We start from the raw sequence: 25991 nt of genomic DNA, 5'->3' as shown, positions 1-25991 counted from the left end.
GTAGACTCGAATCATCCATGCCGGACGGGGGTTGGGCACATGAGTACGTGGCTGTGGGTGCTGTTCTTCGTGGTCGTCTTCGGGGGCGGCGGGATCGGTGAGCGGGCGCGCAGGGCGCTGCGGACGCGGCACAAGCGCAGACTGGAACTCACGGAGGCGAAGGCGCGGGCAGAGCGGGCGCGGCTCGACGCCGGACGGCCGCCCGAGCCGGTGTGCGGCTGCGGCCATCACCTCGCGACGCACGACGCGGAGGGCCGCTGCCACGAGTCGGTGCGGGCGGCCGTGGCCTGGGACGCGGAGAACAAGCCGGAGCGGTACGAGGCGCGGGACTGCCCGTGCCAGCGGTACGTGGGCCCGGAGCCGCTCCACCTCACGTTCGCGCAGGAGCTGACGGACCTGGACCGCCGCCCTCGGGAGCAGTAGCGGGAAGCGCGGCGGGGCGGGCCTGGGCACGCCCGGGAGAGCGGGGAAGGCGTGAGGGGGGCGCTCCGCGCGGGCCGGGTGGTCGTGCACCACGGCTGTCAGCCCGACAACCGGTCACCTGCGCGGCCCGTCGGCTCCACGGCGCCTCGTGAGCCGCTGAGGACAGGGGCGAGTGGGGCTGTTCCCCTCGGGGGAACAGCCCCACGTGCCCGCGCCGCGCGCCCTGGGGGGGTGCGTCCGGGGAGGGGTCAGAACGGCATGTGGCCCCGTGCCTTGCGACCGGCGGAGCCGCTGTGGCCCACGGCCCGGGAGCTGCTGCTGAACGGCTTGCTGAAGAGCTTGCCGAGGATGCCGGGGGCCTTGGACCCGGCGCGCGAGCCGAGGCCCAGCGTGCGCTGGGTGCCGTGCTGCGGCTTGCGGGACAGCCGGGGGACGAGGAAAGCGAGGACGAGGAGAACAGCGCATATCGCGACGATGCCGACGACGACCATGGGGGGCTCCTGTGCGGTGAGGACGGAGAATCTTGGCCCTGGGGCCGTTGTGGACCGCGTGCCCGGCGGCCCTCCCCGCATACGTGCGGATATAGGTGCCCCGTGCAAGCTGATCGGCGCCCCCCACCGGGTGACGCGTCCCGGCGCCCCGCGGGCAACCCGCCCGCACCGCCCAGGGGTTCAGCCCGCGTCGCCCCAGGGGTTCAGCCCCTCCCGCCGCCGCTGGCCCGCTCCGGGCGTGGGATCGAGGTAGACCCGGGTCACGCGCGGGAAGCGCTCGCGGATGCGGCGTTCGGCGCGTTCGCAGGTCCACTCGATCTGCGCGGCGGTCGAGGCGTCGCGGAAGTCGATCTTCGCGGCGACCAGGGCCTCGTCGGGGCCCTGGACGAGCGTGACGAGGTCGAGGACCGCCTCGACGTGCTCCGTGGCGAGGAGTTCGGCGCGGATCGCCGCGCGCTCGGCGGGCGGAAGGGGGCGCCCGGTGAGCAGTTCGGTGTTCGAGCGGCCGAGGACCCACGCGACCCAGACGAGGAGCGCGCCGATGAGGAGTGACGCGATCCCGTCCCACGTGCCGTCGCCCGTCGCGTGCGCGAGCGCGAGACCGGCCGCGGCGAGGACGAGGCCCACGAGCGCCGCCGAGTCCTCGAAGACGACGGCCTTGACGGTCGTGTCGCTCGTCCACCGCAGGTGCTTGCGGAAGGTCGTCCGCGCGGCGCGCGCCTCCCCCGCCATCTGTTGGAGCCCCGTGCGCAGGGAGTAGCCCTCCAGGAGGAAGGCGATGGCCAGGACGGCGTACGACGGGAGCGGGTTGCCGAGGGTCTCGCCGTGCGTGAGCGTGTGGACGCCGTCGTAGACGGAGAAGACGGCGCCGCCGACGAACGTCGCGACGGAGGCGAGCAGGGCCCAGACGTAGCGCTCGTGGCCGTGGCCGAGCGGGTGGTCCTCGTCTGCGGGCTTGGCGCTGCGCCGCAGCGCGAGCAGGAGCAGCAGCTCGGTGACCGTGTCAGCGAGCGAGTGCGCGGCCTCCGAGAGCATCGCCGAGGAGCCGCTGACGAGCCCGGCGACGAGCTTCGCCGCGGCGATCGCGAGGTTGGCGCCGGCGGCGACGAGGACGGTGAAGGTGCTCTCGCCGCCGGGGTCGGGCGTCGTGGCGGGCGGCTGCGCGGGATCACTGCTGCTCATAGCGGCGCAGTATGCCGAGCGGTACGGGTGCGGCCCGGCGGACACGCCCCGCCGGGCACCCGGGACACGCTCCGCCGCACCCGTACCGGGGCATCCGGCCGCGTCACCGCTCGCGCGGCACCCGCATCAGCCCCTCCTGGATGACCGAGATCGCGAGCCGCCCGTCCTGTGTGTAGATCCGGGCCTGGCCCAGGCCCCGGCCGCCCGAGGACGAGGGGGACTCCTGGTCGTACAGGAGCCACTCGTCGGCGCGGAAGGGCCGGTGGAACCACATGGCGTGGTCGAGGCTCGCGCCGACGATGTCGCCCGTGACCCAGCCGCCGCGCCCGTGCGCGAGGAGGACCGAGTCGAGCAGCGTCATGTCCGAGACGTACGTCGCGAGGCAGACGTGCAGGAGCGGATCGTCCCCCGCGAGCTTGCCGTTGGTGCGGAACCACACCTGCGAGCGCGGCTCGCGCGGCTGCCCGGCGGTCGCGTAGGGGGGCGCGTCCACGTACCGCAGGTCGACCGCCTCGCGGGCTTCGAGCAGCTTGCGCACGACCGCCGGGCCGCCGACCGCCTCGGCGTACCGGGGCAGGGCCTCGGGCGCGCTCGGCAGCGACTCGGGGTCGGGCGCGGGCGGCATCGGCGCCTGGTGGTCGAGTCCTTCCTCGTGCACCTGGAAGGAGCACGAGAGGTGGAAGATCGGCTGGCCGTGCTGGATCGCGACGACGCGCCGGGTCGTGAAGGAGCGGCCGTCCCTGATGCGGTCCACGCGGTAGACGATGGGCGCGCCCGGGTCGCCCGCGACGAGGAAGTACGCGTGCAGCGAGTGCGCGTACCGGTCGGCGGGCACGGTGCGGCCCGCGGCGACGAGCGCCTGAGCCGCGACCTGCCCGCCGAAGACGCGCGGGACGAGGGTGGGCCTGGACTGGCCCCGGAAGATGTCCACCTCGATCCGCTCCAGATCGAGCAGATCGAGGAGGTCGTCGAGTGCCTCGCTCATACGGCGTACTCCCTGTGCTCCCTGGTCGCGCGCGCGTGCGCGGCCCTCGCCCCGGGCCGGCTCACAGCCCCATGCTCTTCGCGATGATCATCTTCATGACCTCGCTCGTGCCACCGTAGATGCGGTTGACGCGGTTGTCCGCGTAGAGGCGGGCGATCGGATACTCGTTCATGTAGCCGTAACCGCCGTGGAGCTGGAGGCAGCGGTCGATGACGCGCGAGGCGACCTCGGTGCAGAAGAGCTTCGCGGACGCGGCCTCGGCGGCGGTCAGCTCGCCCTTGTCGTGCGCTTCGAGCGCGCGGTCGCACACGGCCTCGGCGGCGTCGACCTCTGCCTTGCAGGCGGCCAGCTCGAACTTCGTGTTCTGGAACGCGGCGACGGGCTTCCCGAAGACGGTGCGCTCCCGCACGTACTGCTGCGCGAAGCGGATGGCGGCGGCGGCCTGCGCGTAGGCGCCGACGGCGATGCCGAGGCGCTCCTGGGGGAGGTTCTGGCCGAGGTAGTGAAAGCCCTTGTTCTCCTCGCCGAGGAGGTCGGCGACGGGCACCTTGACGTCGGTGAAGGAGAGTTCGGCGGTGTCGGAGGTCTTGAGGCCGAGCTTGTCGAGCTTGCGGCCGACCGCGTAGCCCTCGGACTTCGTGTCGACGACGAGGAGCGAGATGCCGAAGCGGCGGTCGTCCTCCTTCGGCGGCGCGGTACGGGCGCAGACGATGACGCGGTCGGCGTGGACGCCGCCCGTGATGAAGGTCTTGGCGCCGTTGAGGACGTAGTGCGTGCCGTCGGCGGAGCGCTTCGCGGTGGTCTTCATGCCCGCGAGGTCCGAGCCGGTGCCGGGCTCGGTCATCGCGATGGCGAACATCGCGGCGCCGGAGACGAAGTCGGGCAGCCAGCGCTTCTTCTGCTCCTCGGTGGCGTACGCCTTGAGGTACGGCAGGCACAGCGCGACGTGCACGCCGCTGCCGCCGAGCGAGACACCGGCGCGGGCGGTCTCCTCGGAGAGGATCGCCTGGAACTTGAAGGACTCCTCGCCCGCGCCGCCGTACTCCTCGGGCACCTCGATCCCGAAGAGGCCCAGCTCACCGAGCTTGTAGTAGAAATCGCGCGGTACCTGTCCTGCGGCCACCCACTCCTCGTGCCGGGGCACGACCTCGGCCTCGATGAAGGCGCGGATCGTCTCGCGGAACGCCTCGTGGTCCTCGTTGTAAACGGTACGGCGCACTGACGCCACCCTCCTTCGGCGGCCGGTGCCGGTCCGCCCTTCAGCGGCCGGTGCGGGCCGGTCCGCGCGGTACGTACGAAGGCGGGGCGCCGGACATACTAAGCGCCCGCTCACCGTTGAAGTTACCCGCACGTATGGCGGGTGTCCAGACGGGAGAGGGGCGGGCGCGGGGCGCCCCGCGGGGCGGCGGCGGCCCGGCTCACACGGCGCAGGAGCCGCCCCCGGGCCGCCCGCGCTGGGCGCGTGTGGAGACGAGGAGCGCGGCCATCTCGTCCGGGTCGAAGTCGTCCTCGCCCTCGGCCACGGGGTCCATCCCGACCGGCTCGGGCTCGGCCTCGGGGGGCGGCCCGGCCTTCAGCTGCCCGAGGGGGAAGAAAGCGGTCATGGGGCACCTCCGGGGAGTGGGGTCGTGCGGAACCGACTCTACGCGCGGGCGCACGCCCGCACACGGTGTCCCTCGGGGCGGTTCACCGCGCCGCCCGGGACCACGACGGCCGTCACGGCCCCCGCCACCGCTCGCCCCGGACCCGGCGGCCACCCGCGCACGGCCGCCCGCACAATGATCCGCATGGACCCCTCCTTCGACGCCCTCCTCGCCCGCGCCCGCCTTCTCTCCGCCCCCGGCCGCCGTCATCTCCTCGGCATCGCGGGGGCGCCCGGGGCGGGGAAGTCGACGCTGGCGGAGCGGCTCGTGGCCGCCGTGCCCGGCTCCGTGCTCGTGCCGATGGACGGATTCCACCTGGCGCAGGCCGAGTTGGAGCGGCTCGGGCGTGCTGGACGGAAGGGGGCGCCCGACACGTTCGACGCGGCCGGGTACGTGGCGCTCCTGCGGCGGCTGCGCGAGCCGGTGGCGGACGAGGTCGTGTACGCGCCGCTGTTCCGGCGGGAGTGGGAGGAGCCGCTCGCCGGGGCGGTGCCCGTACCGCCGGACGCGCCGCTCGTCGTCACCGAGGGCAATTACCTGCTGCTCGGCACCGGCCCGTGGTCGGCCGTACGGGACCTGCTCGACGAGACGTGGTTCCTCGCCCCGGACCCGGCCACGCGGGTGCGGCGGCTCGTGGAGCGGCACGTGCGGTACGGGCGCTCGCGCCCGGAGGCGGAGCGGTGGGTGGCCGACTCGGACGAGGCCAACGCGCGGCTGGTGGAAGGAAGTCGAGGGCGGGCGGACCTGCTGGTACGGGAGTGAGGGGCAGTCCTCGGACGGGAAGCGAGGCGAGGGGGCCGCGCGCTGACTACGGCCGCCTCGCCGGGGGGCGCGCACCTCGGGCTCCGAGGGGGGGTGCGCGTCGGCGAGGCTTCCGCCCTCAGTCCCCCGCCTCGCGCAGGAAGTCCGCCGCCACCTGCCCCCACTCCTCGACCTCCGGCGCGGTCCGCGCCACGGAGAGGCGGGCGCCCGGGATGTGCCGCGCGACGGTCTCGGCGGAGGAGACGGGGTGGCCCGGGTCGGTGTCCCAGGCGAGGACGAGGGTGGGGACCGTGATGCGGGCGAGGGTCTCGGGGGCGGGGAGGTCGGAGCGCGCGGCGCCCTCCAGGACGGCGGGCAGGAGCGAGGCGCGGACGTCGCCGGTGCCCTGCTCGCGCCCGGCGAAGATCGGGGGCACGGGAGCGGCGGCGCGCAGGGCGTCGAGCCCGGCGGGGTCCTCGGCGGCGAGCGCCGCCATCCGCCGGTAGAGCCCCGCCTGCGCCGCGCGGGTCTCCCAGGCGGTGGGGACGGCGGTGAGGACGAGCGCGAAGAAGCGGTCGGGGGCGCGCAGTGCGGCGTGCAGTGCCGTCGCCGTGCCCATGGAGCAGCCGATCGCGGCGACGGGGGCCTCCGGCGAGAAGTGGTCGGCGAGCGCGAGCATGTCCCCGGCGAGGGCGCCCCACTCGTACGCGTCCGGTTCGGGCCTGCCCCCGCTCTCGCCGTGTCCCCGCGCGTCGTAGGCGACGAGCCGGTGGTGCGCCGCGACGGGCGTGTAGCCGGGGAGCCCGTACCGGGCGTCGTGCGCGCGGCTGCACGTGACCCCGTGCGCGAGCAGCGCGGTGGGCCCCGCCCCGCGCACGGTGCAGGCGATGCGGGCGCCGGGGAGGGGGACGACGGGGAAGTCGGCGGCGGGCGGGGCGGGTCGCTGCGGCATGAGGGGCTCCTCGGCGGAGTGGGGGCTGGGCCGGTCCCGTCCCTGCTGGGCTGGGCTGGGCTGGGCTGGGCTGGGCTGGGCCGAAGGTACACCTGGGGGCGGGGTGGCGCGGCGGCTTTCTCCGGGCGGCGGCGGGGGTCCGCACGCGTCGAGCCGACGGGACGGGGAGGGGACCGCCGCGCGAGCGACGCTCCTCGTACGTGTGCGCGTACCGCCGCGAGGTGCCTCCTCGTTCTCCCGTGGGAAGCCATGGATCAGATCCACCTAGGGGGTTGCCGGGGAGCGGAAGCTATCTCCGCGCCCGTCCTTACGAACTTGTTCGTGACGAACGCGTTCGTTACGCTCACCGTGCGGCACGTGCTCCCCCTGCCGCCGCCTCTCCCCTGCCCGAGCCCCAGAAAGGGGGACGTCATGGCCGACGCCCCGCGCCCGGACCCCTCGCCCGCCGTCCCCGCGCCCGCCCGTCGCCCCGTCCCCGTCCGCTGGGTCCTGCTCGGCGTTCTCCTCGCCCTGCTCCTGTCCATGCTGGACGGCCTGATCGTCGGTACCGCGATGCCGACCGTCGTGGACGACCTCGGCGGGCTGGACCGGATGTCGTGGGTCGTCACCGGCTACACGCTCGCGACGGCGTGCTCGACCGCCGTCTGGGGCAAGCTCGGTGATCTCTTCGACCGCAAGCGCGTCTTCCTCGCCTCGGTCGTGCTCTTCCTCGTGGCCTCGGCGGCATGTGGGCTCGCGCCCTCGATGAACGCGCTCATCGCCTTCCGCGTCGTGCAGGGACTCGGCGCGGGCGGCATGGGCGCGGGGGCCTTCGCGCTGATCGGCGCGCTCGTGCCGCCGCGCGAACGCGGCAGGTACCAGGGCATGATCGCCGCCGTGATGGCGGCCGGGCAGCTCGGCGGGCCGCTCGTCGGGGGCTTCGTGACCGGGCACCTGGGCTGGCGCTGGGCCTTCTACGTGAACGTCCCCGTGGGCCTCGTGTGCCTCACGTGGTGCGGGCTGCTGCTGCGGCTCCCCGCGCGGGAGCGGCAGGGGGCGGTACGGATCGACTGGGCCGGGATCGTGCTGCTCAGCGGGGCCCTCTCGGCCTTCGTGATGGCGGCGACGTGGGCGGGGAGCACGTACGCGTGGGGCTCGTGGCGGATCCTCTGCCTCGGCGCGCTCGCCGTCGCGCTCCTGGTGGCCTTCGTCGCGACCGAACTCCGCGTCGGCGAACCGCTGATGCCGCCGCGCGTCTACACGAGCCACCGCAACTTCCCGCTCGCCGCCGTGCTGTTGACGGTGACGGGGATGGCCTTGTTCGGGGCGACGCTCTACCTCCCGCTCTACCAGCAGGTGGTGCAGGGCGCCACGGCCTCGCACTCCGGGCTTCTGCTGCTCCCGATGATGATCGCGACGCTCGTCGCGACGAGCGTCGCGGGCAAGGTCATGTCGGCGACGGGCCGCTACAAGCTCTTCCCCGTCACGGGCGCGGCGAGCATGGTGGTCGGCATGGGGCTGCTGTCCACGGCGGGAACGGACACGCCGCACTCCCTCACGACGGTCTCCATGGTCCTCCTGGGCATCGGCAGCGGCTTCGCCCTGCAAATGGCGAACACGATCGCGCAGAACTCGGTCCCGATGCGCGACATGGGCGCGGCCTCGGCGGCGACCAACCTCTTCCGCACCCTGGGCGGCTCCCTGGGCCTGGCGCTCTTCGCCTCGCTCTTCACGTCGAGCGTCCGCGGCGGCCCGGCGCAGGGCCCCGTCCACGCCGCACGCGTCGCCCACGCGACGCACCTGATCTTCCTGGTGGGAGCCTGCGTGGGCGTGGCGGCCCTCCTCGCGGCCCTGGCGATCGAGGAGGTCCCGCTGCGGGGCACGGAGCCCGCGAAGCCGGTGGCTGAGGGCGGGAAGGGGGCGGCGGGGGTGGCGTGACGGCTCTCACGCCGCCCCGAACGCCCCGCGCGCCAGCCGCAGCAGGAGGTCACCCATCTCCGTCCGCCCTATGCCGTCGGCCACCTGGTGCGGGGTCGAGTTGAGGAGGCCGAAGACCGCGTGGACCGTCGCGCGGGCCGTGGGCTCGTCCGTCGTGGGGCGGGCCTTGCGGAGGGTGTCCACCCAGAGTTCGACGTACTCGCGCTGGAGGCGGCGCACCCGGCGGCGGTCCTCGTCGCGGAGGCGGTCGAGTTCGCGGTCGTGGAGGACGATCAGGGCGCGGTCGTCGAGGGCGAAGTCAATGTGCCCGGCGAGGAGGGAGTCGAGTGCCGCTTCCGGAGGCCCCTCCGCCGCGGCGAGACGCGCGCGGCCGCCCGCGAGCAGGCGCTCGCTGATGCCGACGAGCAGTTCGGCGAGCATCGCGTCCTTGCCCGCGAAGTGGCGGTAGAGGCCGGGGCCGCTGATCCCCACGGCCGCGCCTATCTCGTCCACTCCGACCCCGTGGAAGCCGCGCGCGGCGAAGAGGCGGGCGGCCTCCCGGAGGATCTGGACCCGTCTCGTCGGCGCGTCTGCGCTCGCGGGGCTGGTGCTCATGGGAAGTCATTCTAGACAAGGCCGTTAGCGCTCGTTAACCTGAACGACAGACGTTAACGCTCACTAACACGCGCACTCATACGTTCAGCGACCGCCGGGCGACGGAGCCCGGCCGGCGAGGGGATCGACCGCATGGCGGACCAGACGACGGCGACGGGCGGCGGCACGGGCGGCGCGGCCCCGCACCTCCACGAGGCCCACTCCCCCGGCCCCTCCGGCGTCCACCCCGCGGCGACGGTCCAGCTCGCCCCGGTCCTCACGACCTCCGCCGATCCGGCGTCCGAGGCGTGGCGCGCCAACGAGGCCGCGCACGCGAAGCTCGCCGACGAGCTGCGCTCGCGCCTGGAGCGGGCCCGGCTCGGCGGCGGCGAGCGCGCCCGCGAGCGGCACGTCTCGCGCGGCAAGATGCTCCCGCGCGAGCGCGTCGACAGCCTGCTCGACCCCGGTTCGCCGTTCCTGGAGCTGGCGCCCCTCGCCGCCGAGGGGCTGTACGAGGGGGCCGCGCCCGCCGCCGGGGTCGTCGCCGGACTCGGCATGATCTCGGGCCGGTTGAGCGTCGTCGTCGCCAACGACGCGACGGTCAAGGGCGGTACGTACTACCCGATGACCGTCAAGAAGCACCTGCGCGCGCAGGAGGTCGCCCTGGAGAACCGCCTGCCGTGCGTGTACCTCGTGGACTCGGGCGGCGCGTTCCTGCCGATGCAGGACGAGGTCTTCCCCGACCGCGAGCACTTCGGCCGGATCTTCTACAACCAGGCGCGCATGTCGGCGGCGGGGATTCCGCAGATCGCCTCGGTGATGGGCTCGTGCACGGCCGGGGGCGCGTACGTGCCCGCGATGAGCGACGAGGCGGTCATCGTGCGCGGCCAGGGCACGATCTTCCTCGGCGGACCGCCGCTCGTGAAGGCGGCCACGGGCGAGGTGGTGACCGCCGAGGAACTGGGCGGCGGCGAGGTCCACAGCCGCGTCTCGGGCGTCACCGACCACCTCGCCGAGGATGACGCGCACGCGCTGCGGATCGTCCGGAACATCGTCGCGACGCTGCCCGCCCGCAAGGAACTCCCGTGGGCGGTGAGGGAGCAGGAGGAGCCCGCGGTCGATCCGGCGGGCCTCTACGGAGCCGTGCCCGCCGACTCGCGCACCCCGTACGACGTGCGCGAGGTCATCGCGCGGATCGTGGACGGTTCCCGCTTCCAGGAGTTCAAGGCCGAGTACGGGCAGACGCTCGTCACCGGCTTCGCGCACGTCCACGGCCACCCGGTCGGCATCGTCGCGAACAACGGCATCCTCTTCTCCGAATCCGCGCAGAAGGGCGCGCACTTCATCGAGTTGTGCGACCAGCGCGGCATCCCGCTGCTCTTCCTCCAGAACATCTCGGGCTTCATGGTCGGCCGCGCCTACGAGGCGGGCGGCATCGCGAAGCACGGCGCGAAGATGGTCACGGCGGTCGCGACGACCCGCGTGCCGAAGCTCACGGTCGTCGTCGGCGGCTCCTACGGCGCGGGCAACTACTCGATGTGCGGCCGGGCCTACGGACCCCGCTTCCTGTGGATGTGGCCCAACGCGAAGATCTCCGTCATGGGCGGTGAACAGGCCGCGTCCGTCCTCGCGACCGTCAAGCGCGACCAGATGGAGGCGCGCGGCGAGGAGTGGCCCGCCGACGACGAGGAGCGGTTCAAGGCACCGGTCAGGCAGCAGTACGAGCGGCAGGGCGACGCCTACTACGCGACCGCCCGCCTGTGGGACGACGGCGTGATCGACCCGCTCGACACGCGCCGCGTCCTGGGCCTCGCGCTCACCGCCTGCGCCCACGCCCCGCTGCCCGAACCCCGCTTCGGCGTCTTCCGGATGTGATCTCGATGACGACCCCCGCGACGACCTCACGTCCACCGACGTCCAAGGCGACTTCGAAGGTAGCCATGCCAGGAACCGCTCTGTTCGACACCGTCCTCATCGCCAACCGCGGCGAGATCGCCGTCCGCGTCATCCGCACCCTGCGCGCCCTCGGCATCCGCTCGGTCGCGGTCTACAGCGACGCGGACGCGCGCGCACGGCACGTGCGGGAGGCCGACGAGGCCGTCCGCATCGGCCCCGCGCCCGCGACCGAGAGCTACCTCTCGGTGCCCGCGCTCCTGGAGGCCGCGCGGCGCACCGGCGCCCAGGCGGTGCACCCCGGCTACGGCTTCCTCGCGGAGAACGCGGCCTTCGCACGCGCCTGCGCGGACGCGGGCCTCGTCTTCATCGGCCCCCCGGCGGACGCCGTGGACCTCATGGGCGACAAGATCCGCGCCAAGGAGACGGTCAGGCAGGCGGGCGTCCCGGTCGTGCCGGGCTCCAGCGGCAGCGGTCTCGACGACGAGGAACTCGCCGACGCGGCACGGGAGATCGGGATGCCGGTGCTGCTCAAGCCCTCGGCGGGCGGCGGCGGCAAGGGGATGCGCCTGGTCCGGGACGAGGCGCTGCTCGCCGAGGAGATCGCGGCCGCGCGCCGCGAGGCCCGTTCCTCGTTCGGCGACGACACGCTCCTCGTCGAACGGTGGGTGCAGCGCCCCCGGCACATCGAGATCCAGGTCTTCGCCGACCGGCACGGCAACGTCATCCACCTCGGCGAGCGCGAGTGCTCGCTCCAGCGCCGCCACCAGAAGCTCATCGAGGAGGCGCCCTCGGTCCTCCTCGACGAGGCGACGCGCACGGCGATGGGCGAGGCGGCCGTCCGCGCGGCCAGGTCCTGCGGCTACGAGGGCGCGGGCACCGTCGAGTTCATCGTCCCGGGCCCCGAGCCGGACGCCCCGGCCGGGACCGCGCCCGAGGCGTACTACTTCATGGAGATGAACACGCGCCTCCAAGTGGAGCACCCAGTCACCGAGTTGGTGACCGGGCTCGATCTCGTCGAGTGGCAGATCAGGGTCGCGGCCGGGGAGCGGCTCCCGCTCGCGCAGGAGGACGTCCGTCTCGACGGGCATGCGGTCGAGGCGCGGATCTGCGCCGAGTCGGTACAACTCATCGATGGATCACCGGCCTTCCTGCCGAGCGGCGGCACCGTGCTGCGCCTGGAGGAACCCACGGGGCCGGGCGTACGGGTGGACTCGGGGCTCAGTGAGGGCGTCGAGGTCGGCAGCGCGTACGACCCGATGCTCGCGAAGATCGTCGCGTACGGCCCGGACCGGGACACGGCCCTGCGCCGCCTGCGGGGCGCGCTCGCCCGGACGGTGACGCTCGGCGTCCCGACGAACGCGGGCTTCCTGCGCCGCCTGCTCGCCCATCCGCAGGTCGTGGCGGGCGAGTTGGACACGGGGCTCGTCGAGCGCGAGGCGGCCGGGTTCGTGGAGCCCGAGGTGCCGCGCGAGGTGTACGCGGCGGCCGCGGCCGTGCGCAGGGCGGCCCTCACGGCGGGCGGAGCTGGGCCGGGGTGGCGTGATCCCTTCGCGGCGGGGGACGGCTGGCGGCTCGGCGGGACCCCCGCGGCGCTGCGCGTGCCGCTGCGGGTGCCGGGCCACGAGCCGGTCGAGCGGACCGTGCCCGCGGACGCCGAGGTGAGCGAGGAGGCGGTGACGGTCACGGCGGTGGGACGGCGGCTCCGCTTCGTACGGGCCGGGGACTGGCTGGGGCGCGACGGGGACGCGTGGGAGGTCCGCGACCACGATCCGGTCGCCGCCGCGCTGCGCGCGGCCGGGGGCGCGGGCGGCACGGGCTCGCTCACCGCGCCGATGCCGGGCACGGTCACGGTCGTCAAGGCCAAGGAGGGCGACACGGTACGGGCGGGCGACGGGCTGCTCGTGGTGGAGGCGATGAAGATGGAGCACGTCATCACCGCGCCGCACGACGGCACGGTGACCCGGGTCGCCGTCCGGCAGGGCGGCACCGTCGCGATGGACGAAGTCCTCGCGGTCGTGGAGCCGTTGACGGAGGTGGCGCGATGAGCACGGGGCTCCCGATGACGGTTCCGCTCGGCGGTCTGCCCTCCCGCGTCCGCGTCCACGAGGTCGGCGCGCGCGACGGACTCCAGAACGAGAAGAGCACCGTACCCGTCGACGTGAAGGCGGAGTTCGTGCACCGGCTCGCGAGCGCCGGGCTCACGACGGTCGAGGCGACAAGCTTCGTGCACCCGAAGTGGGTGCCCCAACTCGCGGACGCCGAGGTGCTGTTCCCTCGCCTCGCGGATCTGCGGGAGCAGGGCGTGCGGCTGCCCGTCCTCGTACCGAACGCACGCGGCCTGGAGCGGGCGCTCGCCCTCGGCGCGGACCGCGTGGCGATCTTCGCGAGCGTCACGGAGAGCTTCGCGAAGGCCAACCTGAACCGCACCGTGGACGAGTCCCTCGCGGTCTTCGCACCGGTCGTCGCGGAGGCGAAGGCCGCCGGGGCGCACGTGCGCGGCTACCTGTCGATGTGCTTCGGCGACCCGTGGGAGGGTCCCGTGCCGGTCGAACGGGTCGTCGCGGTCGCGAAGGCGCTCGAAGGGATGGGCTGCGACGAGCTGAGCCTGGGCGACACGATCGGCGTCGCGACGGCCGGGCACGTACGGGCCCTGCTCACCGCCCTCACGGAAGCGGGCGTACCGCTCGCGACGCTCGGCGTCCACTTCCACGACACGTACGGGCAGGCCCTCGCGAACACCCTGGAGGCGCTGCGCATGGGCGTGACCACGGTCGACGCCTCCGCCGGCGGGCTCGGCGGCTGCCCCTTCGCGCGCAGCGCCACGGGGAACCTCGCGACCGAGGACCTCGTGTGGATGCTGCGCGGCCTCGGCATCGAGACCGGTATCGATCTGGAAGCCCTCGTGGAGACGAGTACGTGGATGGCCGGCCACCTGGGCCGCCCGTCCCCGTCCCGCACGGTCCGCGCACTGGCCGGTTCCTGAACTCCGCGCGTACGTCCCCCTCCCGTCCCCTCGCCCGACCGGCGATCCCCTCCCCCGCGTCCCGGCACCCCGGGCGCGCCCCCGCTCACCCGTACCGAGGAGTGACCCCATGCCCCTGGACCACAGGCTCACCGAGGAGCACGAACAACTGCGCCGTACCGTCGAGGAGTTCGCGCACGACGTCGTCGCGCCGAAGATCGGCGACTACTACGAGCGGCACGAGTTCCCCTACGAGATCGTGCGCGAGATGGGCCGCATGGGGCTCTTCGGGCTCCCGTTCCCCGAGGAGTACGGCGGGATGGGCGGCGACTACCTCGCGCTCGGCCTCGCGCTCGAAGAACTCGCCCGCGTGGACTCCTCGGTGGCGATCACGCTGGAGGCGGGCGTCTCGCTCGGCGCCATGCCGATCCACCTCTTCGGCACCGAGGAGCAGAAGCGCGCGTGGCTGCCGCGCCTGTGCACTGGGGAGATCCTGGGCGCCTTCGGGCTCACCGAGCCGGGCGCGGGCTCGGACGCGGGCGGCACCCGCACGACAGCGGTGCTCGACGAGGCGACGAACGAGTGGGTCATCAACGGATCGAAGTGCTTCATCACCAACTCCGGCACGGACATCACGGGCTTGGTGACCGTGACGGCCGTGACCGGGCGCAAGGACGACGGCAGCCCGCGCATCTCCTCGATCATCGTGCCCTCGGGAACCCCTGGCTTCACCGTGGCCGCCCCGTACTCGAAGGTCGGCTGGAACGCCTCGGACACGCGCGAGCTGTCCTTCCAGGACGTACGGGTCCCGAAGGCCAACCTGCTCGGTGAACCCGGGCGCGGCTACGCGCAGTTCCTGCGCATCCTCGACGAGGGCCGGGTCGCGATCGCGGCGCTCGCGACGGGGCTGGCACAGGGCTGCGTGGACGAGTCGGTCGCGTACGCGAAGGAGCGGCACGCCTTCGGGAAGCCGATCGGGGCCAACCAGGGCCTCCAGTTCAAGATCGCCGACATGGAACTGCGGGCGCACACCGCGCGGTTGTCGTGGCGGGACGCGGCGAGCAGGCTCGTTCACGGGGAGCCGTTCAAGAAGGAGGCGGCGCTCGCGAAGCTGTACTCCTCGACGATCGCCGTCGACAACGCGCGGGACGCGACACAGATCCACGGCGGCTACGGCTTCATGAACGAGTACCCGGTCGCGCGCATGTGGCGGGACGCCAAGATCCTGGAGATCGGCGAGGGCACGAGCGAGGTCCAGCGCATGTTGATCGCACGGGAGTTGGGGCTTCCGATGGCCGCGTGAGGGGAGGCCGGGGCGGAGGGGGGCGGCTTTCCGGGCGGGGTCGGCTTTCCGGGTGGGGGGCGACTTTCGGGGCGGGAGGCCGGTTGGTGGGGCGAGTGACCGGTTGGCCGGCGGGGGCGGTCGGCCGATTCGCCAGGGCGAGCGACGGCTTCACACGGGCTATCGGCGCGGTCGACCGAACGGTGAGACCCGCCCTGGAGCTGTCGCCGTCCTTCGGGTAGCGTTCCAAGGTTCCGCTCCGTGCGCCTGAACGGGAACCGTTCGGGCGTGTGGAGCGGACTTCACTGGAGAGGCGCCGCAGGGGGCGGCGCCCACTACCCGGGGGGATCTCCATGCACACCCGACGCCGCACCACCGTCGCCGCCGCTTGTCTCGGCCTCGCGCTCAGCCTCTCGCTCACGGCGTGCGGAGGAGGAGGACAGAAGGCGGTGAGGGGGACGCTCGTACAGACCACGAACACCCCCTCCTCGCTCTACTGCGTGCAACTCGACGACGTCAACGGCAAGTCGGACCAGGACGGCCGCTGGTACGAGGTGAAGCAGACGGACTACAGCAAGGCGAGCTCCTCCGAACCGGGCGCCCGCCTGAAGTTCACGCCGAAGGACGACGACTGCGAGAAGTCCTCGCACGGCTCGTCCTCCTCGTACTCGGGCGGCCACAGGAAGAGCCACAAGGCCGGCACGAGCAAGAGCCGGAGCGGTACGAGCAAGAGCCGGAACCGCAGCCGCGGGGGGACGAGGAAGAGCCGCCACTGACGGACGGGCGGGGAGGCGCCGACGGGGCCCGACGAGCCGCCCGGCGGGGCGAGCCGCCCGGCGGGCGGAGGGCGGGCCCGGCCGCTGCGGGAGGGCGGCCGGGCGCCCGCTGGCAGGCGGATGGCGGGGGACGCGGCAGCCGGACGGCGGCCGGGCACACGCCAGCAGGTACGCACCGGCGGGAGGTGTCCCGGCATACCCCGGCGGGCCGGGGGTTACCGGCCGTCTGTGGACAACTACGCGCACGCCAGAGAACGGCTCACTCTTCGGAGTGAGCCGTTTCGCGATTTCGGCGAGGTTATCCACAAATCCGGGCGTCGAGGCCGTGGACGGGGTGACGGAGCGTGGCGACTTGGGATGATGGTGTAGGGGTCGTCCCCCCGGGCGGGAGGGGGCTGCCACCGATCACCTCAAGGCCTTTTGCCCACGTGGTCCCCGGCCGGCAGGGGGCCACCACCGGCCCCCCAAGACGTTCCGCCGCTCCTAGTCGCCCCGGGCGGGAGGGGGGCCGCCCTTCAAGGCGTTCCACCGCTCCTGGTCGCCCCCAGACGGGATGGGGCCGCTTCCCTCCACTCACCGCGTGCACCGCTCGCACGACGGCGCTCTCGGCTGATCGGGAGCTGCCGCCGCCTTCAAGACGTCCTGCCCCACCCGATCTCCCGGGCGGCAGGAGGCTGCCGAAGACGAAGAGTTCAGCAACACCCCACCGAGTGCGCCCCGGGCGGGAGGCCGCCCCCTCCCCTCCCCGCACTGCACCGCTCGCTCAACGTTCGCCCCCACCCCCGCAGGGCCTACCGCCACCACGAACCCGGCAGCCCCCTCCTCCAGCCCCCGGCCCCGAGGGGATTCCCCCACCACTCACCCCCTGCCCGATTCCGGGCAGATTTCTTGCGAAACCCCACTCCCCTCCCCCAATATCGACGAGTGCACGAACGCCGGGCCGACCCCGACCCCCTCGACGAGCTGCTCGACCACCTCACGCGGAGCACCCCGCTCAGCCGTGGCGAGGCCCATCGCGTGGTGATGGACGTCCTGGCGTTCTACGACGAGACCACCGAGGAATGGGTCCGCAGGCGGCACCGGGAGCTCCAGGCCAAGGGCCTGACCAACCCGGCGATCTTCGAGCGGATCTCCGAGGAGCTGCCGCACCGCGCGGTGGCTCCGCCCCAGCTCTCCCTGCGGCAGCTGCGGCGCCTCGTCTACGGCTGAACTCGCCACGGCCGCACCCGCGCGGGACCCGCGGGACCGGCCGGTACGGCCCGAAGGGACGCGTACCACCCGAAAGGACTCCGGGCCGACCGACCGGCCCGTGCCACCCGAAAGAGGCCGGCCCACCGGACCGGCCCGCACCACCACCAAGGGCGGAAGCGATATGTGCGGAATCGTGGGATACGTGGGGCGGCGCGATGTCGCTCCGCTGCTGCTCGAAGGGCTCCAGCGCCTGGAGTACCGGGGCTACGACTCGGCGGGTGTCGTGATCACCAGCCCGAAGGCGAAGACGCCCGGTCTCAAGCTCGCCAAGGGCAAGGGCCGCGTCCGCGACCTGGAGGCGCGCATCCCCAAGCGCTTCGCCGGGACCACCGGCATCGCGCACACCCGCTGGGCGACCCACGGCGCCCCCAGCGATCCCAACGCGCACCCCCACCTCGACGCGGCCGAGCAGGTCGCCGTCGTGCACAACGGCATCATCGACAACGCCGACGAACTGCGCGCCCGGCTCACCGCGGACGGCGTCGTCTTCGCCTCCGAGACCGACACCGAGGTCCTCACCCACCTCATCGCCCGCGCCCCGCACGAGTCCCTGGAGGACAGGGTCCGTGCCGCGCTCGGCCAGATCGAGGGCACGTACGGCATCGCGGTGCTGCACGCCGACTTCCCCGAGCGCATCGTCGTCGCCCGCAACGGCTCCCCCGTCGTCCTCGGCATCGGCGACAAGGAGATGTTCGTCGCCTCCGACGTCGCCGCCCTCGTCGCCCACACCCGCCAGATCGTCACGCTCGACGACGGCGAGATGGCGACCCTCACCGCCGACGACTTCCGCACCTACACCACCGAGGGCTCGCGCACGAACCCGGAGACGACCCTCGTGGAGTGGGAGGCCGAGTCGTACGACATGGGCGGCCACGACACGTACATGCACAAGGAGATGAGCGAGCAGGCCGAGGCCGTCGACCGTGTGCTGCGCGGCCGGATCGACGAGCGCTTCTCGACCGTGCGGCTCGACGGGCTCAACCTCGACGCCCGTGACGCCCGCACCGTGCGCCGCATCAAGATCCTCGGCTGCGGCACCTCGTACCACGCCGGGCAGATCGGCGCGCAGCTCATCGAGGAGATCGCCCGCATCCCCGCCGACGCGGAGCCCGCGAGCGAGTTCCGCTACCGCAACCCCGTCGTCGACCCCGAGACGCTCTACATCGCCGTCTCGCAGTCCGGCGAGACCTACGACGTGCTCGCGGCCGTGCAGGAGCTGAAGCGCAAGGGCGCGAAGGTCCTCGGATTCGTCAACGTCGTGGGCTCCGCGATCGCCCGCGAGACGGACGGTGGGATCTACGTGCACGCCGGGCCCGAGGTCTGCGTCGTCTCGACGAAGTGCTTCACCAACACGACCGTCGCCTTCGCGCTGCTCGCCCTCCACCTCGGGCGCATCCGGGACCTCTCCGTCGCGGACGGCAAGCGGCTCCTGGAGGGACTGCGGCGACTGCCCGGGCAGATCGCCGAGATCCTGGACCGCGAGGACGAGGTCAAGGAGCTGGCGAAGGCGTACGCGGGCGCCCGTTCGATGATGTTCATCGGGCGCGTGCGCGGCTACCCGGTGGCGCGCGAGGCGAGCCTCAAGCTCAAGGAGGTCAGCTACGTGCACGCCGAGGCGTACCCGGCCTCCGAGCTCAAGCACGGCCCGCTCGCCCTCATCGAGCCTGCCCTGCCGACCGTCGCGATCGTCCCCGACGACGATCTCCTGGAGAAGAACCGGGCCGCGATCGAGGAGATCAAGGCCCGCGAGGGCCGTGTCCTCGCCGTCGCCCACCAGAAGCAGGAGAAGGCCGACGACACCTATGTGGTGCCGAAGAACGAGGACGAACTCGACCCGATCCTCATGGGCATCCCGCTCCAGCTCTTCGCCTACCACACGGCCCTCGCCATGGGCCGCGACATCGACAAGCCGCGCAACCTCGCGAAGTCGGTGACGGTGGAGTAGCCGACGGCGCCCGGCCGGGCTCACGTACGGGCGCGGCCACGGGACGCGGGCAAGGGGCGCCCCCTCGTGAGGGGGCGCCCCTTGCCCGCGTCCCGTGGCCCGTCCCGCTCAGGGGATGACGATCACCGGGCGCTGGGCACGGCGGGCGAGGCGGCCCGAGACGGAGCCGAAGATGCGGCCCACGACGCCGTGCGTCGTACCCACGACGATGGCGTCCGCCTCGTACTCCTTGCCCACTTCCTCCAGTTCGTGGCAGATGTCGCCGCCCCGCTCCACCAGGACCCACGGCACCTCGGAGAGGAAGTCGGCGCAGGCCAGCTCCAGGCCGAGGACCTCGGTGCGGTGGTCGGGGACGTCGACGAAGACGGGTGGCTCGCAGCCCGCCCACACGGTGGTGGGCAGCCGGTTGGCCACATGGACGATGATCAGCGCGGAGGCGGCGCGCAGCGCGAGCCCCACGGCGTAGGAGAGAGCCCGTTCGCTGGAGGTCGAACCGTCGAAGCCGACCACGACGCCGTGCCGGAAGGCCGGATCGCAGGACGGGCGGTTTTCCTCCAGCGCGAGGGGATCGGCCGCCGTTTCGGCGGTGGGCCGCTTGCGGTCCGCTGGTTCGGGGAATTCGTGACCGGCCATCGGTGTCTCGGCGAGTGAGTCCTCGTGAGAAGGAAGACGGAAGAAGCAATCAGGGAAAGCGCATCAGGGGGAACTCGGGGAAAGCGGTGCACGGGGAGGAACAGGGAGCGACGCGATCACCGGGTCGTGCGACTGTCCGGGAATCGCCTTCCCCAGCGCATACCCCCAAGGGTACGGCCTCACTCCTCCCCGAAGGGCCCGCCCGAGGCGGTCCGCCGACGCGTTCCAGGGAGCATGCCCGAGTCCTGCCCTCTCTGGCAATGGCCGGTGGCGTGTGCCGCGTGGACGAACGGGACGGCGGCAGGCGTACGGGGCGGGGGAACAAGGCCGGGGCGGCCCTGGACGGGCGTCGGAGCCGGGGATGGGCGCGGTGCCGTGCGGGTGGTACGGGCGCGCGTCCCGGCGTGCGCGGGTGGCCGCGCGCGGGGGCGGGCACGGACGGGGCGGACCGGGCACGGCCTCGCACCACCGGCCCGTACCCGTACCTCGTACCGCACCACCGGGGCCGTACGGGGCGGGACCCGCCCCTACCCCCGTGCGCCGGGGGCGTTCGCGCACGGGGGGTGTTCGGCGGCGTCCTGTTTACGGCGGTCGTGCTCGCCTGCGGGGTGCGCGTGGCCGGGGGCGCGGGAGGGGCGCCCGGGCTCGACGCGGTGCGCGCCGAGCGGCAGGTGACGGGTAGTCAGGACGAGCGGGCATCCGCTCATCCGGCGAGGTGCGGGGCCCGTACGCCTCAGTACGCCCCGGCGCCCGACAGGCCCCGGGGAGCGCGGTGGGAGCACCGCACCCCAGGGGGCGCACACCCTGCGGGAGCGATGTGTCCCGCGCACGCCCCCGTAGCTTTTCAGCCAACTTATCGGTCAACCGGCTGAGTGCCCCTTACCCCCGCCAAAGCCCCGTCCGAGCAGGGTGGAAAGCCTCGCGCGGGCGCGAGGCACCCTATGGGGATTGGCCACCGGCGAGAGGCGTACTTCCCAGCCGGGCCACCAAGTGCAACGCTTCGTGATCGAATGCTTTACGCCACGTTGCCATGTCGACATAGTGGCTGGTGGCGAACAGGTCACGCGGGCACCGCGGGACACAGTAGATTCGATCATGGCTGTCGTACGGCGGGGGACTCGTGCCGGACCGAGGGGACAAGGTGCAGGAGCGGAACGCCCGACAAGGACGGGGTGCGTCGAAGACCGAGGGGGGCTTAGCGCCATGAGCCAGGATGTCACTGTCGCACCGGAGGCGCCGGGCCGCAGGCTCTCGGGCCGCAGACGCCGCGAGATCGTCGCGGTCCTCCTCTTCAGCGGTGGTCCCATCTTCGAGAGTTCGATCCCGCTCTCGGTCTTCGGCATCGACCGGCAGGACGCCGGGGTGCCGCGTTACCGCCTGCTCGTGTGCGCGGGCGAGGACGGTCCGCTGCGCACCACGGGCGGCCTCGAACTGACGGCCCCTCACGGCCTGGAGGCCGTCTCGCGGGCCGGCACCGTCGTGGTCCCCGCCTGGCGGTCCATCACGGCCCCGCCCCCCGCCGAGGCGCTCGACGCGCTGCGCAGGGCGCACGAGGAGGGCGCGCGGATCGTCGGCCTGTGCACCGGCGCCTTCGTGCTCGCCGCCGCGGGCCTCCTCGACGGCCGCCCCGCCACGACCCACTGGATGTACGCCCCGACGCTCGCCAAGCGCTACCCCTCGGTCCACGTGGACCCGCGCGAACTCTTCGTCGACGACGGCGATGTCCTCACCTCGGCCGGTACGGCGGCCGGGATCGACCTGTGCCTCCACATCGTCCGCTCCGACCACGGCAACGAGGCGGCCGGGGCGCTCGCCCGGCGTCTCGTCGTGCCCCCGCGGCGCTCGGGCGGCCAGGAGCGCTACCTGGACAGGTCTTTACCGGAGGAGATCGGCGCCGACCCGCTCGCCGAGGTCGTCGCCTGGGCGCTGGAGCACCTCCACGAGCAGTTCGACGTGGAGACCCTCGCCGCGCGCGCGTACATGAGCCGCCGCACCTTCGACCGCAGGTTCCGCTCGCTGACCGGCTCGGCCCCCCTCCAGTGGCTGATCACGCAGCGGGTGCTCCAGGCGCAGCGGCTCCTGGAGACCTCGGACTACTCGGTGGACGAGGTCGCGGGGCGCTGCGGCTTCCGCTCCCCCGTCGCGCTGCGCGGCCACTTCCGCCGTCAGCTCGGCTCGTCCCCCGCCGCGTACCGGGCCGCCTACCGCGCCCGGCGTCCGCAGCAGGAGCGCGCCGAGCAGCCGGCGGCCGCCGTCGCGGTCGAGCGGATGGCCGCGCCGGGCGCGGTCCCCGCGCAGTTGCGGCGCCAGAGCGAGGAGCGCGCCGAGGCTCTCGCCGGGCTGCCCGCCCGCGGCGTACTGCCCAGTCAGCGGGAGCGTCCCGCGTAGGCTGAGACATATGAACGATCGCATGGTGTGGATCGACTGCGAGATGACCGGTCTCTCGCTGGCGAACGACGCGCTCATCGAGGTGGCCGCACTGGTCACCGATTCCGAGCTGAACATCCTCGGGGACGGGGTGGACATCGTGATCCGCCCGCCCGAGCAGGCTCTCGCGACGATGCCCGAGGTGGTGCGCGACATGCACACCTCCTCGGGTCTCCTCGCCGAGCTGGACGGCGGCACGACGCTCGCGGACGCGGAGGAGCGGGTCCTCTCCTACGTGCGGGAGCACGTGAAGGAGCCCCGCAAGGCGCCGCTGTGCGGGAACACGGTCGGCACCGACCGCAACTTCCTCGCGCGGGACATGGCGGACCTGGAGGGCTTCCTCCACTACCGCATCGTCGACGTCTCCTCGATCAAGGAGCTGGCCCGCCGCTGGTTCCCGCGGGCCTACTTCAACGCCCCGGAGAAGAAGGGCAACCACCGCGCCCTCGCCGACATCCGCGAGTCGATCGCGGAGCTGCGCTACTACCGCGAGGCCGTCTTCGTCGCGCAGCCCGGCCCCGACTCCGAGACGGCGAAGGCCGTGGCCGCGAAGTACCAGCTCTCCTGACCCTCTTCCCGGCGCTCCCGGGCCGCCCGGGAAAAGGTGTGCGCGAGCACCCCCCGAAACCCTGTACACTTTTTCTCGGCCGGTCAGAAAAGCGCCGGTCATGGTGGGTGTAGCTCAGTTGGTAGAGCACCTGGTTGTGGTCCAGGTGGCCGCGGGTTCAAGTCCCGTCACTCACCCTCTCGGAAGAGGCCCCTCATCTGCGGAAACGCAGGCGAGGGGCCTCTTTCTCGTACCGGCGGCCTCGTACCGGCGGCCGGGGCCCGCACCGCTCGCGTGACCGTCGTCACCAGGTGAATCCCGGCTGGACCTCCCCGCACGCTCCCTCGTCCTCGCCGTTGGGCACCGAGGCCGGTTCCGAAGCCCTCAACCCCCGACTCGTGCGGGAGCGCCTGCACCTCGGCGAGCGCGGCCCGCCCGGCTTCCTGCTTCCCCTCGCGTTCGCCGCCTGCGCCCGCCCGTCACCCGGTCTCCCCCTCGCATCGCCCAGCAACTCCCCTCGCAGGCCGAAGAGTCGGGCGCGGAACCCCCCGGGGGTGCGGAACCCCCGTTCGAGTCCGGGCCCGCACGTGACATTCGAGTCCGGGCCCGCACCGTGACAGCGGAACGCTCCCGTCCTGTTCGGAGACGGACCGTTATTGATCGAGTATTGATCGGTCGCACCTATCGACACGAAACGACTGATCGATTTCCCTGCTAGATCGGCTGTGTGGCACGCTGTGTCCTGTCCAACCCCGCACCATCGGAGGCTTTTGTGCTCACTGTCGGTGACCAGTTCCCCGCGTACGACCTCACTGCTTGTGTCTCGCTCGAGAAGGGCAAGGAGTTCGAGCAGATCAACCACAAGTCCTACGAGGGCAAGTGGCGCGTCGTCTTCGCGTGGCCGAAGGACTTCACCTTCGTGTGCCCGACCGAGATCGCCGCCTTCGGCAAGCTGAACGGCGAGTTCGCCGACCGCGACGCCCAGATCCTCGGCTTCTCCGGCGACTCGGAGTTCGTGCACCACGCCTGGCGCAAGGACCACCCGGACCTGACCGACCTCCCCTTCCCGATGATGGCCGACTCGAAGCACGAGCTCATGCGTGACCTCGGCATCGAGGGCGAGGACGGCTTCGCGCAGCGCGCCGTCTTCGTGGTCGACCCCAACAACGAGATCCAGTTCGTCATGGTGACCGCCGGTTCCGTGGGCCGTAACCCCAAGGAGGTCCTGCGGGTCCTCGACGCGCTCCAGACCGACGAGCTGTGCCCCTGCAACTGGAGCAAGGGCGACGAGACCCTCGACCCGGTCGCGCTCCTGGCCGGTGAGTGAGCCATGGCCCTCGACGAACTGAAGTCCGCGATACCGGACTACGCCAAGGACCTCCGCCTCAACCTGGGCTCGGTCATCGGCAATTCGCCGCTGCCCGCGCAGCAGCTCTGGGGCACCGTGCTGGCCTGCGCGATCGCCTCGCGCTCGCCGAAGGTGCTCGCCGAGCTGGAGCCCGAGGCGAAGGCGAACCTCTCCGCCGAGGCGTACACGGCCGCCAAGTCGGCCGCGGCGATCATGGCGATGAACAACGTCTTCTACCGCACCCGCCACCTCCTCTCGGACCCCGAGTACGGGAACCTGCGGGCCGGACTGCGGATGAACGTCATCGGCAACCCGGGCGTGGAGAAGACCGACTTCGAGCTGTGGTGCCTCGCGGTCTCCGCCATCAACGGCTGCGGCCAGTGCCTCGACTCGCACGAGCAGGTGCTCCGCAAGGCCGGCGTCGAGCGCGAGACGATCCAGGAGGCCGTCAAGGTCGCCTCGGTCCTCCAGGCCGTCGGTGTCACCATCGACGCCGAGGAGCGTCTCTCCGCCTGAGACGCGCCGTAGTACGTGAGGAGGGCCCCGTGGATGTCCACGGGGCCCTCCTCACGTGTACCGGAGCCGTACGGGCTCAGTCCGCCGGACGCGGCGCGGGCTCCGACCCGGCCTCCGGCTCCTGCTCGGGCGCCGCTTTCGGCCCCGGCCCGGGGTCCTTGACCTTCTCGACCTCCGGCGGCCCGCCCTGCAACGGCGGGTCCACGCGCGCCGAGTACCGCCGCAGATAGCCCACGACGGTGTTGAGGACGGCCACGAGCGGCACCGCGACGACGGCTCCGCCGATCCCGGCGATCATGCCGCCGCCCGCGACGGTGAGGACGACGGCGAGCGGATGGACCCGCACCGCCCGCCCGAGGATGAAGGGCTGGAGGACGTGGCCCTCGATCTGCTGCACGAGCAGGACGACGCCGAGCACGATGATCGCCGTCCACACCCCCTGCGTCACGAGCGCCACGAGCACCGCGAGCGCGCCCGAGACGACCGCGCCGACGAGCGGCACGAAGGCCGCCAGGAAGATGATCACGGCGAGCGGCACGGCCATCGGCACATCGAGGATGTAGATGCCGATGCCGATGAAGACCGCGTCGATGAGCGCGACGATCACCGTTCCGCGCACGTACGAGGTGAGCGTGTCCCACGCGCGCGGGCCCGCGCCCGCGACGCCCTCGCGCGCGGCGGCGGGGACGAGCTTGAGGAACCAGCCCCAGATCTTCTGGCCGTCGTAGAGCAGGAAGATCGTGGAGAAGAAGGCGAGGAGCAGCCCCGTGAACATCTCGACGACGACGGTGACGCCCTCGATGCCCGCCGAGGTCAGCTGCTCCGTGTTGGTGCCGATCGCCTCGCGCAGGTTCTTCGCGATGTCGTTGATCTGCTTCTCGGTGACATGGAGGGGGCTGTCGAGCAGCCAGCGGCGCAGGTCCTCGATGCCGTCCTGGACCTGGCTGGAGAGCTGGTCGACGTTCTCCATGATCTGCCAGACCACGAACCAGCCCATGAGCCCCATGACGAGGAAGCCGAAGAGCGTGGTGAGCGCCGTCGCGAGGCCGCGCGGGACCCCGTGCCGGGTGAGCCGGGCCACGAGGGGCTGGAGGAGCGCGGTGATCAGCAGGGCGACCACGAAGGCGAGCACGACGAGACGGACCGCGCTGATGACCTTCATCAGCACCCAGACCGTCGCGGCGAGCACGAGGAGCCGCCAGCCCGCCTCGGCGGCGACCCGCACGCCCCACGGGACGGCGGTGGCCGGCTCGGGCCGCGGGCGCGGCAGCGGGCGGTAGGACGGCGGGGACTCGCTCGCGGGTGCGCGCGTCACCGCGGGGAGGCCGGGCTCGTCCCGTTCCTCCGCGGCGCTGCGTCTTTCGTCGAGTCTCTGCCCTATGTGCGTGATCCGCGCGCTCGCGCGCCCGAACCACTCCGGCTTCTTCGGCATGTACGTCCCTGTTCCCCGTCGTTCCCGGACCACCCCCGAGGCCCCGGGGAAAGACCGTACACGGCGGAA

The 25991-nt window shown here is 72.8% G+C and carries 23 protein-coding genes and 1 tRNA gene; 15 read left to right on the top strand and 9 right to left on the bottom strand.

Annotated elements, in window-relative coordinates:
• The first annotated feature begins 39 nt into the window (after window positions 1-39).
• The gene (locus IF99_RS0114060; RefSeq protein WP_030996795.1) at window positions 40-423 is read left to right on the top strand and encodes a hypothetical protein; all 384 of its coding nucleotides are present in this window, start codon (window positions 40-42) and stop codon (window positions 421-423) included.
• 248 nt (window positions 424-671) lie between these two features.
• Here the strand turns inward: IF99_RS0114060 and IF99_RS0114055 are convergent, their stop codons facing one another.
• From IF99_RS0114055 to IF99_RS0114035, 5 genes are all read right to left on the bottom strand, one after another.
• Window positions 672-914: a DUF6411 family protein gene (locus tag IF99_RS0114055; protein ID WP_030996794.1), complete on the bottom strand. Its 243-nt coding sequence runs from the start codon at window positions 912-914 to the stop codon at window positions 672-674.
• A gap of 180 nt (window positions 915-1094) precedes the next feature.
• On the bottom strand, window positions 1095-2096 hold the full coding sequence (locus IF99_RS0114050) for a cation diffusion facilitator family transporter (RefSeq protein WP_030996793.1): 1002 nt from the start codon (window positions 2094-2096) through the stop codon (window positions 1095-1097).
• A gap of 103 nt (window positions 2097-2199) precedes the next feature.
• Window positions 2200-3081 carry an acyl-CoA thioesterase gene (locus tag IF99_RS0114045; protein WP_008745836.1) on the bottom strand — a complete coding sequence of 294 codons (882 nt, stop codon included), beginning with the start codon at window positions 3079-3081 and terminating at the stop codon, window positions 2200-2202.
• A gap of 61 nt (window positions 3082-3142) precedes the next feature.
• The gene (locus IF99_RS0114040; protein WP_030996792.1) at window positions 3143-4300 is read right to left on the bottom strand and encodes an acyl-CoA dehydrogenase family protein; all 1158 of its coding nucleotides are present in this window, start codon (window positions 4298-4300) and stop codon (window positions 3143-3145) included.
• Window positions 4301-4499: 199 nt separating this feature from the next.
• Entirely contained in the window at window positions 4500-4685 is a 186-nt protein-coding gene (locus tag IF99_RS0114035; protein WP_030996791.1) for a hypothetical protein, read from the bottom strand.
• Window positions 4686-4868: 183 nt separating this feature from the next.
• Between IF99_RS0114035 and IF99_RS0114030 the strand changes: the two genes are divergently transcribed.
• Window positions 4869-5486, top strand: a complete 618-nt coding sequence (locus IF99_RS0114030) for a nucleoside/nucleotide kinase family protein (RefSeq protein ID WP_030996790.1) — start codon at window positions 4869-4871, stop codon at window positions 5484-5486.
• Between the two features lie 118 nt (window positions 5487-5604).
• Here IF99_RS0114030 and IF99_RS0114025 read toward each other — a convergent pair whose 3' ends face one another.
• Window positions 5605-6417 (bottom strand): alpha/beta fold hydrolase, encoded by an 813-nt coding sequence (locus IF99_RS0114025; protein WP_030996789.1) that lies wholly within the window; start codon window positions 6415-6417, stop codon window positions 5605-5607.
• 411 nt (window positions 6418-6828) lie between these two features.
• Between IF99_RS0114025 and IF99_RS0114020 the strand changes: the two genes are divergently transcribed.
• Window positions 6829-8334 (top strand): MDR family MFS transporter, encoded by a 1506-nt coding sequence (locus IF99_RS0114020; RefSeq protein ID WP_030996788.1) that lies wholly within the window; start codon window positions 6829-6831, stop codon window positions 8332-8334.
• Window positions 8335-8340: 6 nt separating this feature from the next.
• Here IF99_RS0114020 and IF99_RS0114015 read toward each other — a convergent pair whose 3' ends face one another.
• Entirely contained in the window at window positions 8341-8928 is a 588-nt protein-coding gene (locus tag IF99_RS0114015) for a TetR/AcrR family transcriptional regulator (RefSeq protein ID WP_030996787.1), read from the bottom strand.
• A gap of 132 nt (window positions 8929-9060) precedes the next feature.
• Here IF99_RS0114015 and IF99_RS0114010 point away from each other — a divergent pair, with 132 nt between their 5' ends.
• The 7 genes from IF99_RS0114010 to glmS all read left to right on the top strand — a co-directional run bounded on the left by IF99_RS0114010 (window position 9061) and on the right by glmS (window position 19019).
• Window positions 9061-10782: a carboxyl transferase domain-containing protein gene (locus IF99_RS0114010; protein ID WP_030996786.1), complete on the top strand. Its 1722-nt coding sequence runs from the start codon at window positions 9061-9063 to the stop codon at window positions 10780-10782.
• Between the two features lie 65 nt (window positions 10783-10847).
• Window positions 10848-12848, top strand: a complete 2001-nt coding sequence (locus IF99_RS0114005; RefSeq protein WP_030996785.1) for a biotin carboxylase N-terminal domain-containing protein — start codon at window positions 10848-10850, stop codon at window positions 12846-12848.
• On the top strand, window positions 12845-13786 hold the full coding sequence (locus IF99_RS0114000) for a hydroxymethylglutaryl-CoA lyase (RefSeq protein WP_030996784.1): 942 nt from the start codon (window positions 12845-12847) through the stop codon (window positions 13784-13786). The genes IF99_RS0114005 and IF99_RS0114000 overlap by 4 nt, the downstream gene beginning before the upstream one ends.
• A 109-nt stretch (window positions 13787-13895) precedes the next feature.
• Complete coding sequence (locus IF99_RS0113995) at window positions 13896-15068, top strand: acyl-CoA dehydrogenase family protein (protein ID WP_030996783.1); 1173 nt, start codon at window positions 13896-13898, stop codon at window positions 15066-15068.
• A 332-nt stretch (window positions 15069-15400) separates the two neighbouring features.
• Window positions 15401-15823: a hypothetical protein gene (locus IF99_RS0113990; protein ID WP_030996782.1), complete on the top strand. Its 423-nt coding sequence runs from the start codon at window positions 15401-15403 to the stop codon at window positions 15821-15823.
• Between the two features lie 924 nt (window positions 15824-16747).
• Window positions 16748-17032 carry a hypothetical protein gene (locus tag IF99_RS0113985; RefSeq protein ID WP_030996781.1) on the top strand — a complete coding sequence of 95 codons (285 nt, stop codon included), beginning with the start codon at window positions 16748-16750 and terminating at the stop codon, window positions 17030-17032.
• Between the two features lie 163 nt (window positions 17033-17195).
• A complete protein-coding gene (glmS, locus tag IF99_RS0113980) occupies window positions 17196-19019 on the top strand; it encodes a glutamine--fructose-6-phosphate transaminase (isomerizing) (protein WP_030996780.1) in 1824 nt (607 codons plus the stop codon).
• Window positions 19020-19127: 108 nt separating this feature from the next.
• Here glmS and IF99_RS0113975 read toward each other — a convergent pair whose 3' ends face one another.
• Window positions 19128-19652, bottom strand: coding sequence for a universal stress protein (locus IF99_RS0113975; protein ID WP_007822581.1), 525 nt, complete (start codon window positions 19650-19652; stop codon window positions 19128-19130).
• A 1203-nt stretch (window positions 19653-20855) separates the two neighbouring features.
• Between IF99_RS0113975 and IF99_RS0113970 the strand changes: the two genes are divergently transcribed.
• From IF99_RS0113970 to IF99_RS0113950, 5 genes are all read left to right on the top strand, one after another.
• Window positions 20856-22040, top strand: coding sequence for a helix-turn-helix domain-containing protein (locus IF99_RS0113970; protein ID WP_030996779.1), 1185 nt, complete (start codon window positions 20856-20858; stop codon window positions 22038-22040).
• Window positions 22041-22050: 10 nt separating this feature from the next.
• The gene (gene orn / locus IF99_RS0113965; protein ID WP_030996778.1) at window positions 22051-22647 is read left to right on the top strand and encodes an oligoribonuclease; all 597 of its coding nucleotides are present in this window, start codon (window positions 22051-22053) and stop codon (window positions 22645-22647) included.
• Window positions 22648-22750: 103 nt separating this feature from the next.
• Window positions 22751-22823, top strand: a tRNA-His gene (locus tag IF99_RS0113960).
• A gap of 575 nt (window positions 22824-23398) precedes the next feature.
• The gene (locus tag IF99_RS0113955; RefSeq protein ID WP_030996777.1) at window positions 23399-23953 is read left to right on the top strand and encodes a peroxiredoxin; all 555 of its coding nucleotides are present in this window, start codon (window positions 23399-23401) and stop codon (window positions 23951-23953) included.
• A gap of 3 nt (window positions 23954-23956) precedes the next feature.
• The gene (locus IF99_RS0113950; RefSeq protein ID WP_030996776.1) at window positions 23957-24490 is read left to right on the top strand and encodes an alkyl hydroperoxide reductase; all 534 of its coding nucleotides are present in this window, start codon (window positions 23957-23959) and stop codon (window positions 24488-24490) included.
• A 76-nt stretch (window positions 24491-24566) separates the two neighbouring features.
• Here IF99_RS0113950 and IF99_RS0113945 read toward each other — a convergent pair whose 3' ends face one another.
• Window positions 24567-25922 carry an AI-2E family transporter gene (locus IF99_RS0113945; protein WP_030996775.1) on the bottom strand — a complete coding sequence of 452 codons (1356 nt, stop codon included), beginning with the start codon at window positions 25920-25922 and terminating at the stop codon, window positions 24567-24569.
• Between the last annotated feature and the right edge of the window lie 69 nt (window positions 25923-25991).

The sequence above is a fragment of the Streptomyces sp. NRRL F-5630 genome, from assembly GCF_000719475.1.
GTDB lineage: Bacteria > Actinomycetota > Actinomycetes > Streptomycetales > Streptomycetaceae > Streptomyces.
Note: the sequence above shows the minus strand (reverse complement) of the source record. Positions and strands in the feature narration are given on the sequence as shown.

Excerpts from the sequence above, each read along its gene's own strand:
- IF99_RS0114060 (WP_030996795.1), top strand. The coding sequence starts at position 40 with ATGAGTACGTGGCTGTGGGTGCTGTTCTTCGTGGTCGTCTTCGGGGGC.
- IF99_RS0114055 (WP_030996794.1), bottom strand. The coding sequence starts at position 914 with ATGGTCGTCGTCGGCATCGTCGCGATATGCGCTGTTCTCCTCGTCCTC.
- IF99_RS0114050 (WP_030996793.1), bottom strand. The coding sequence starts at position 2,096 with ATGAGCAGCAGTGATCCCGCGCAGCCGCCCGCCACGACGCCCGACCCC.
- IF99_RS0114045 (WP_008745836.1), bottom strand. The coding sequence starts at position 3,081 with ATGAGCGAGGCACTCGACGACCTCCTCGATCTGCTCGATCTGGAGCGG.
- IF99_RS0114035 (WP_030996791.1), bottom strand. The coding sequence starts at position 4,685 with ATGACCGCTTTCTTCCCCCTCGGGCAGCTGAAGGCCGGGCCGCCCCCC.
- IF99_RS0114030 (WP_030996790.1), top strand. The coding sequence starts at position 4,869 with ATGGACCCCTCCTTCGACGCCCTCCTCGCCCGCGCCCGCCTTCTCTCC.
- IF99_RS0114025 (WP_030996789.1), bottom strand. The coding sequence starts at position 6,417 with ATGCCGCAGCGACCCGCCCCGCCCGCCGCCGACTTCCCCGTCGTCCCC.
- IF99_RS0114020 (WP_030996788.1), top strand. The coding sequence starts at position 6,829 with ATGGCCGACGCCCCGCGCCCGGACCCCTCGCCCGCCGTCCCCGCGCCC.
- IF99_RS0114015 (WP_030996787.1), bottom strand. The coding sequence starts at position 8,928 with ATGAGCACCAGCCCCGCGAGCGCAGACGCGCCGACGAGACGGGTCCAG.
- IF99_RS0114010 (WP_030996786.1), top strand. The coding sequence starts at position 9,061 with ATGGCGGACCAGACGACGGCGACGGGCGGCGGCACGGGCGGCGCGGCC.
- IF99_RS0114005 (WP_030996785.1), top strand. The coding sequence starts at position 10,848 with ATGCCAGGAACCGCTCTGTTCGACACCGTCCTCATCGCCAACCGCGGC.
- IF99_RS0114000 (WP_030996784.1), top strand. The coding sequence starts at position 12,845 with ATGAGCACGGGGCTCCCGATGACGGTTCCGCTCGGCGGTCTGCCCTCC.
- IF99_RS0113995 (WP_030996783.1), top strand. The coding sequence starts at position 13,896 with ATGCCCCTGGACCACAGGCTCACCGAGGAGCACGAACAACTGCGCCGT.
- IF99_RS0113990 (WP_030996782.1), top strand. The coding sequence starts at position 15,401 with ATGCACACCCGACGCCGCACCACCGTCGCCGCCGCTTGTCTCGGCCTC.
- glmS (WP_030996780.1), top strand. The coding sequence starts at position 17,196 with ATGTGCGGAATCGTGGGATACGTGGGGCGGCGCGATGTCGCTCCGCTG.
- IF99_RS0113975 (WP_007822581.1), bottom strand. The coding sequence starts at position 19,652 with ATGGCCGGTCACGAATTCCCCGAACCAGCGGACCGCAAGCGGCCCACC.
- IF99_RS0113970 (WP_030996779.1), top strand. The coding sequence starts at position 20,856 with ATGAGCCAGGATGTCACTGTCGCACCGGAGGCGCCGGGCCGCAGGCTC.
- orn (WP_030996778.1), top strand. The coding sequence starts at position 22,051 with ATGAACGATCGCATGGTGTGGATCGACTGCGAGATGACCGGTCTCTCG.
- IF99_RS0113950 (WP_030996776.1), top strand. The coding sequence starts at position 23,957 with ATGGCCCTCGACGAACTGAAGTCCGCGATACCGGACTACGCCAAGGAC.
- IF99_RS0113945 (WP_030996775.1), bottom strand. The coding sequence starts at position 25,922 with ATGCCGAAGAAGCCGGAGTGGTTCGGGCGCGCGAGCGCGCGGATCACG.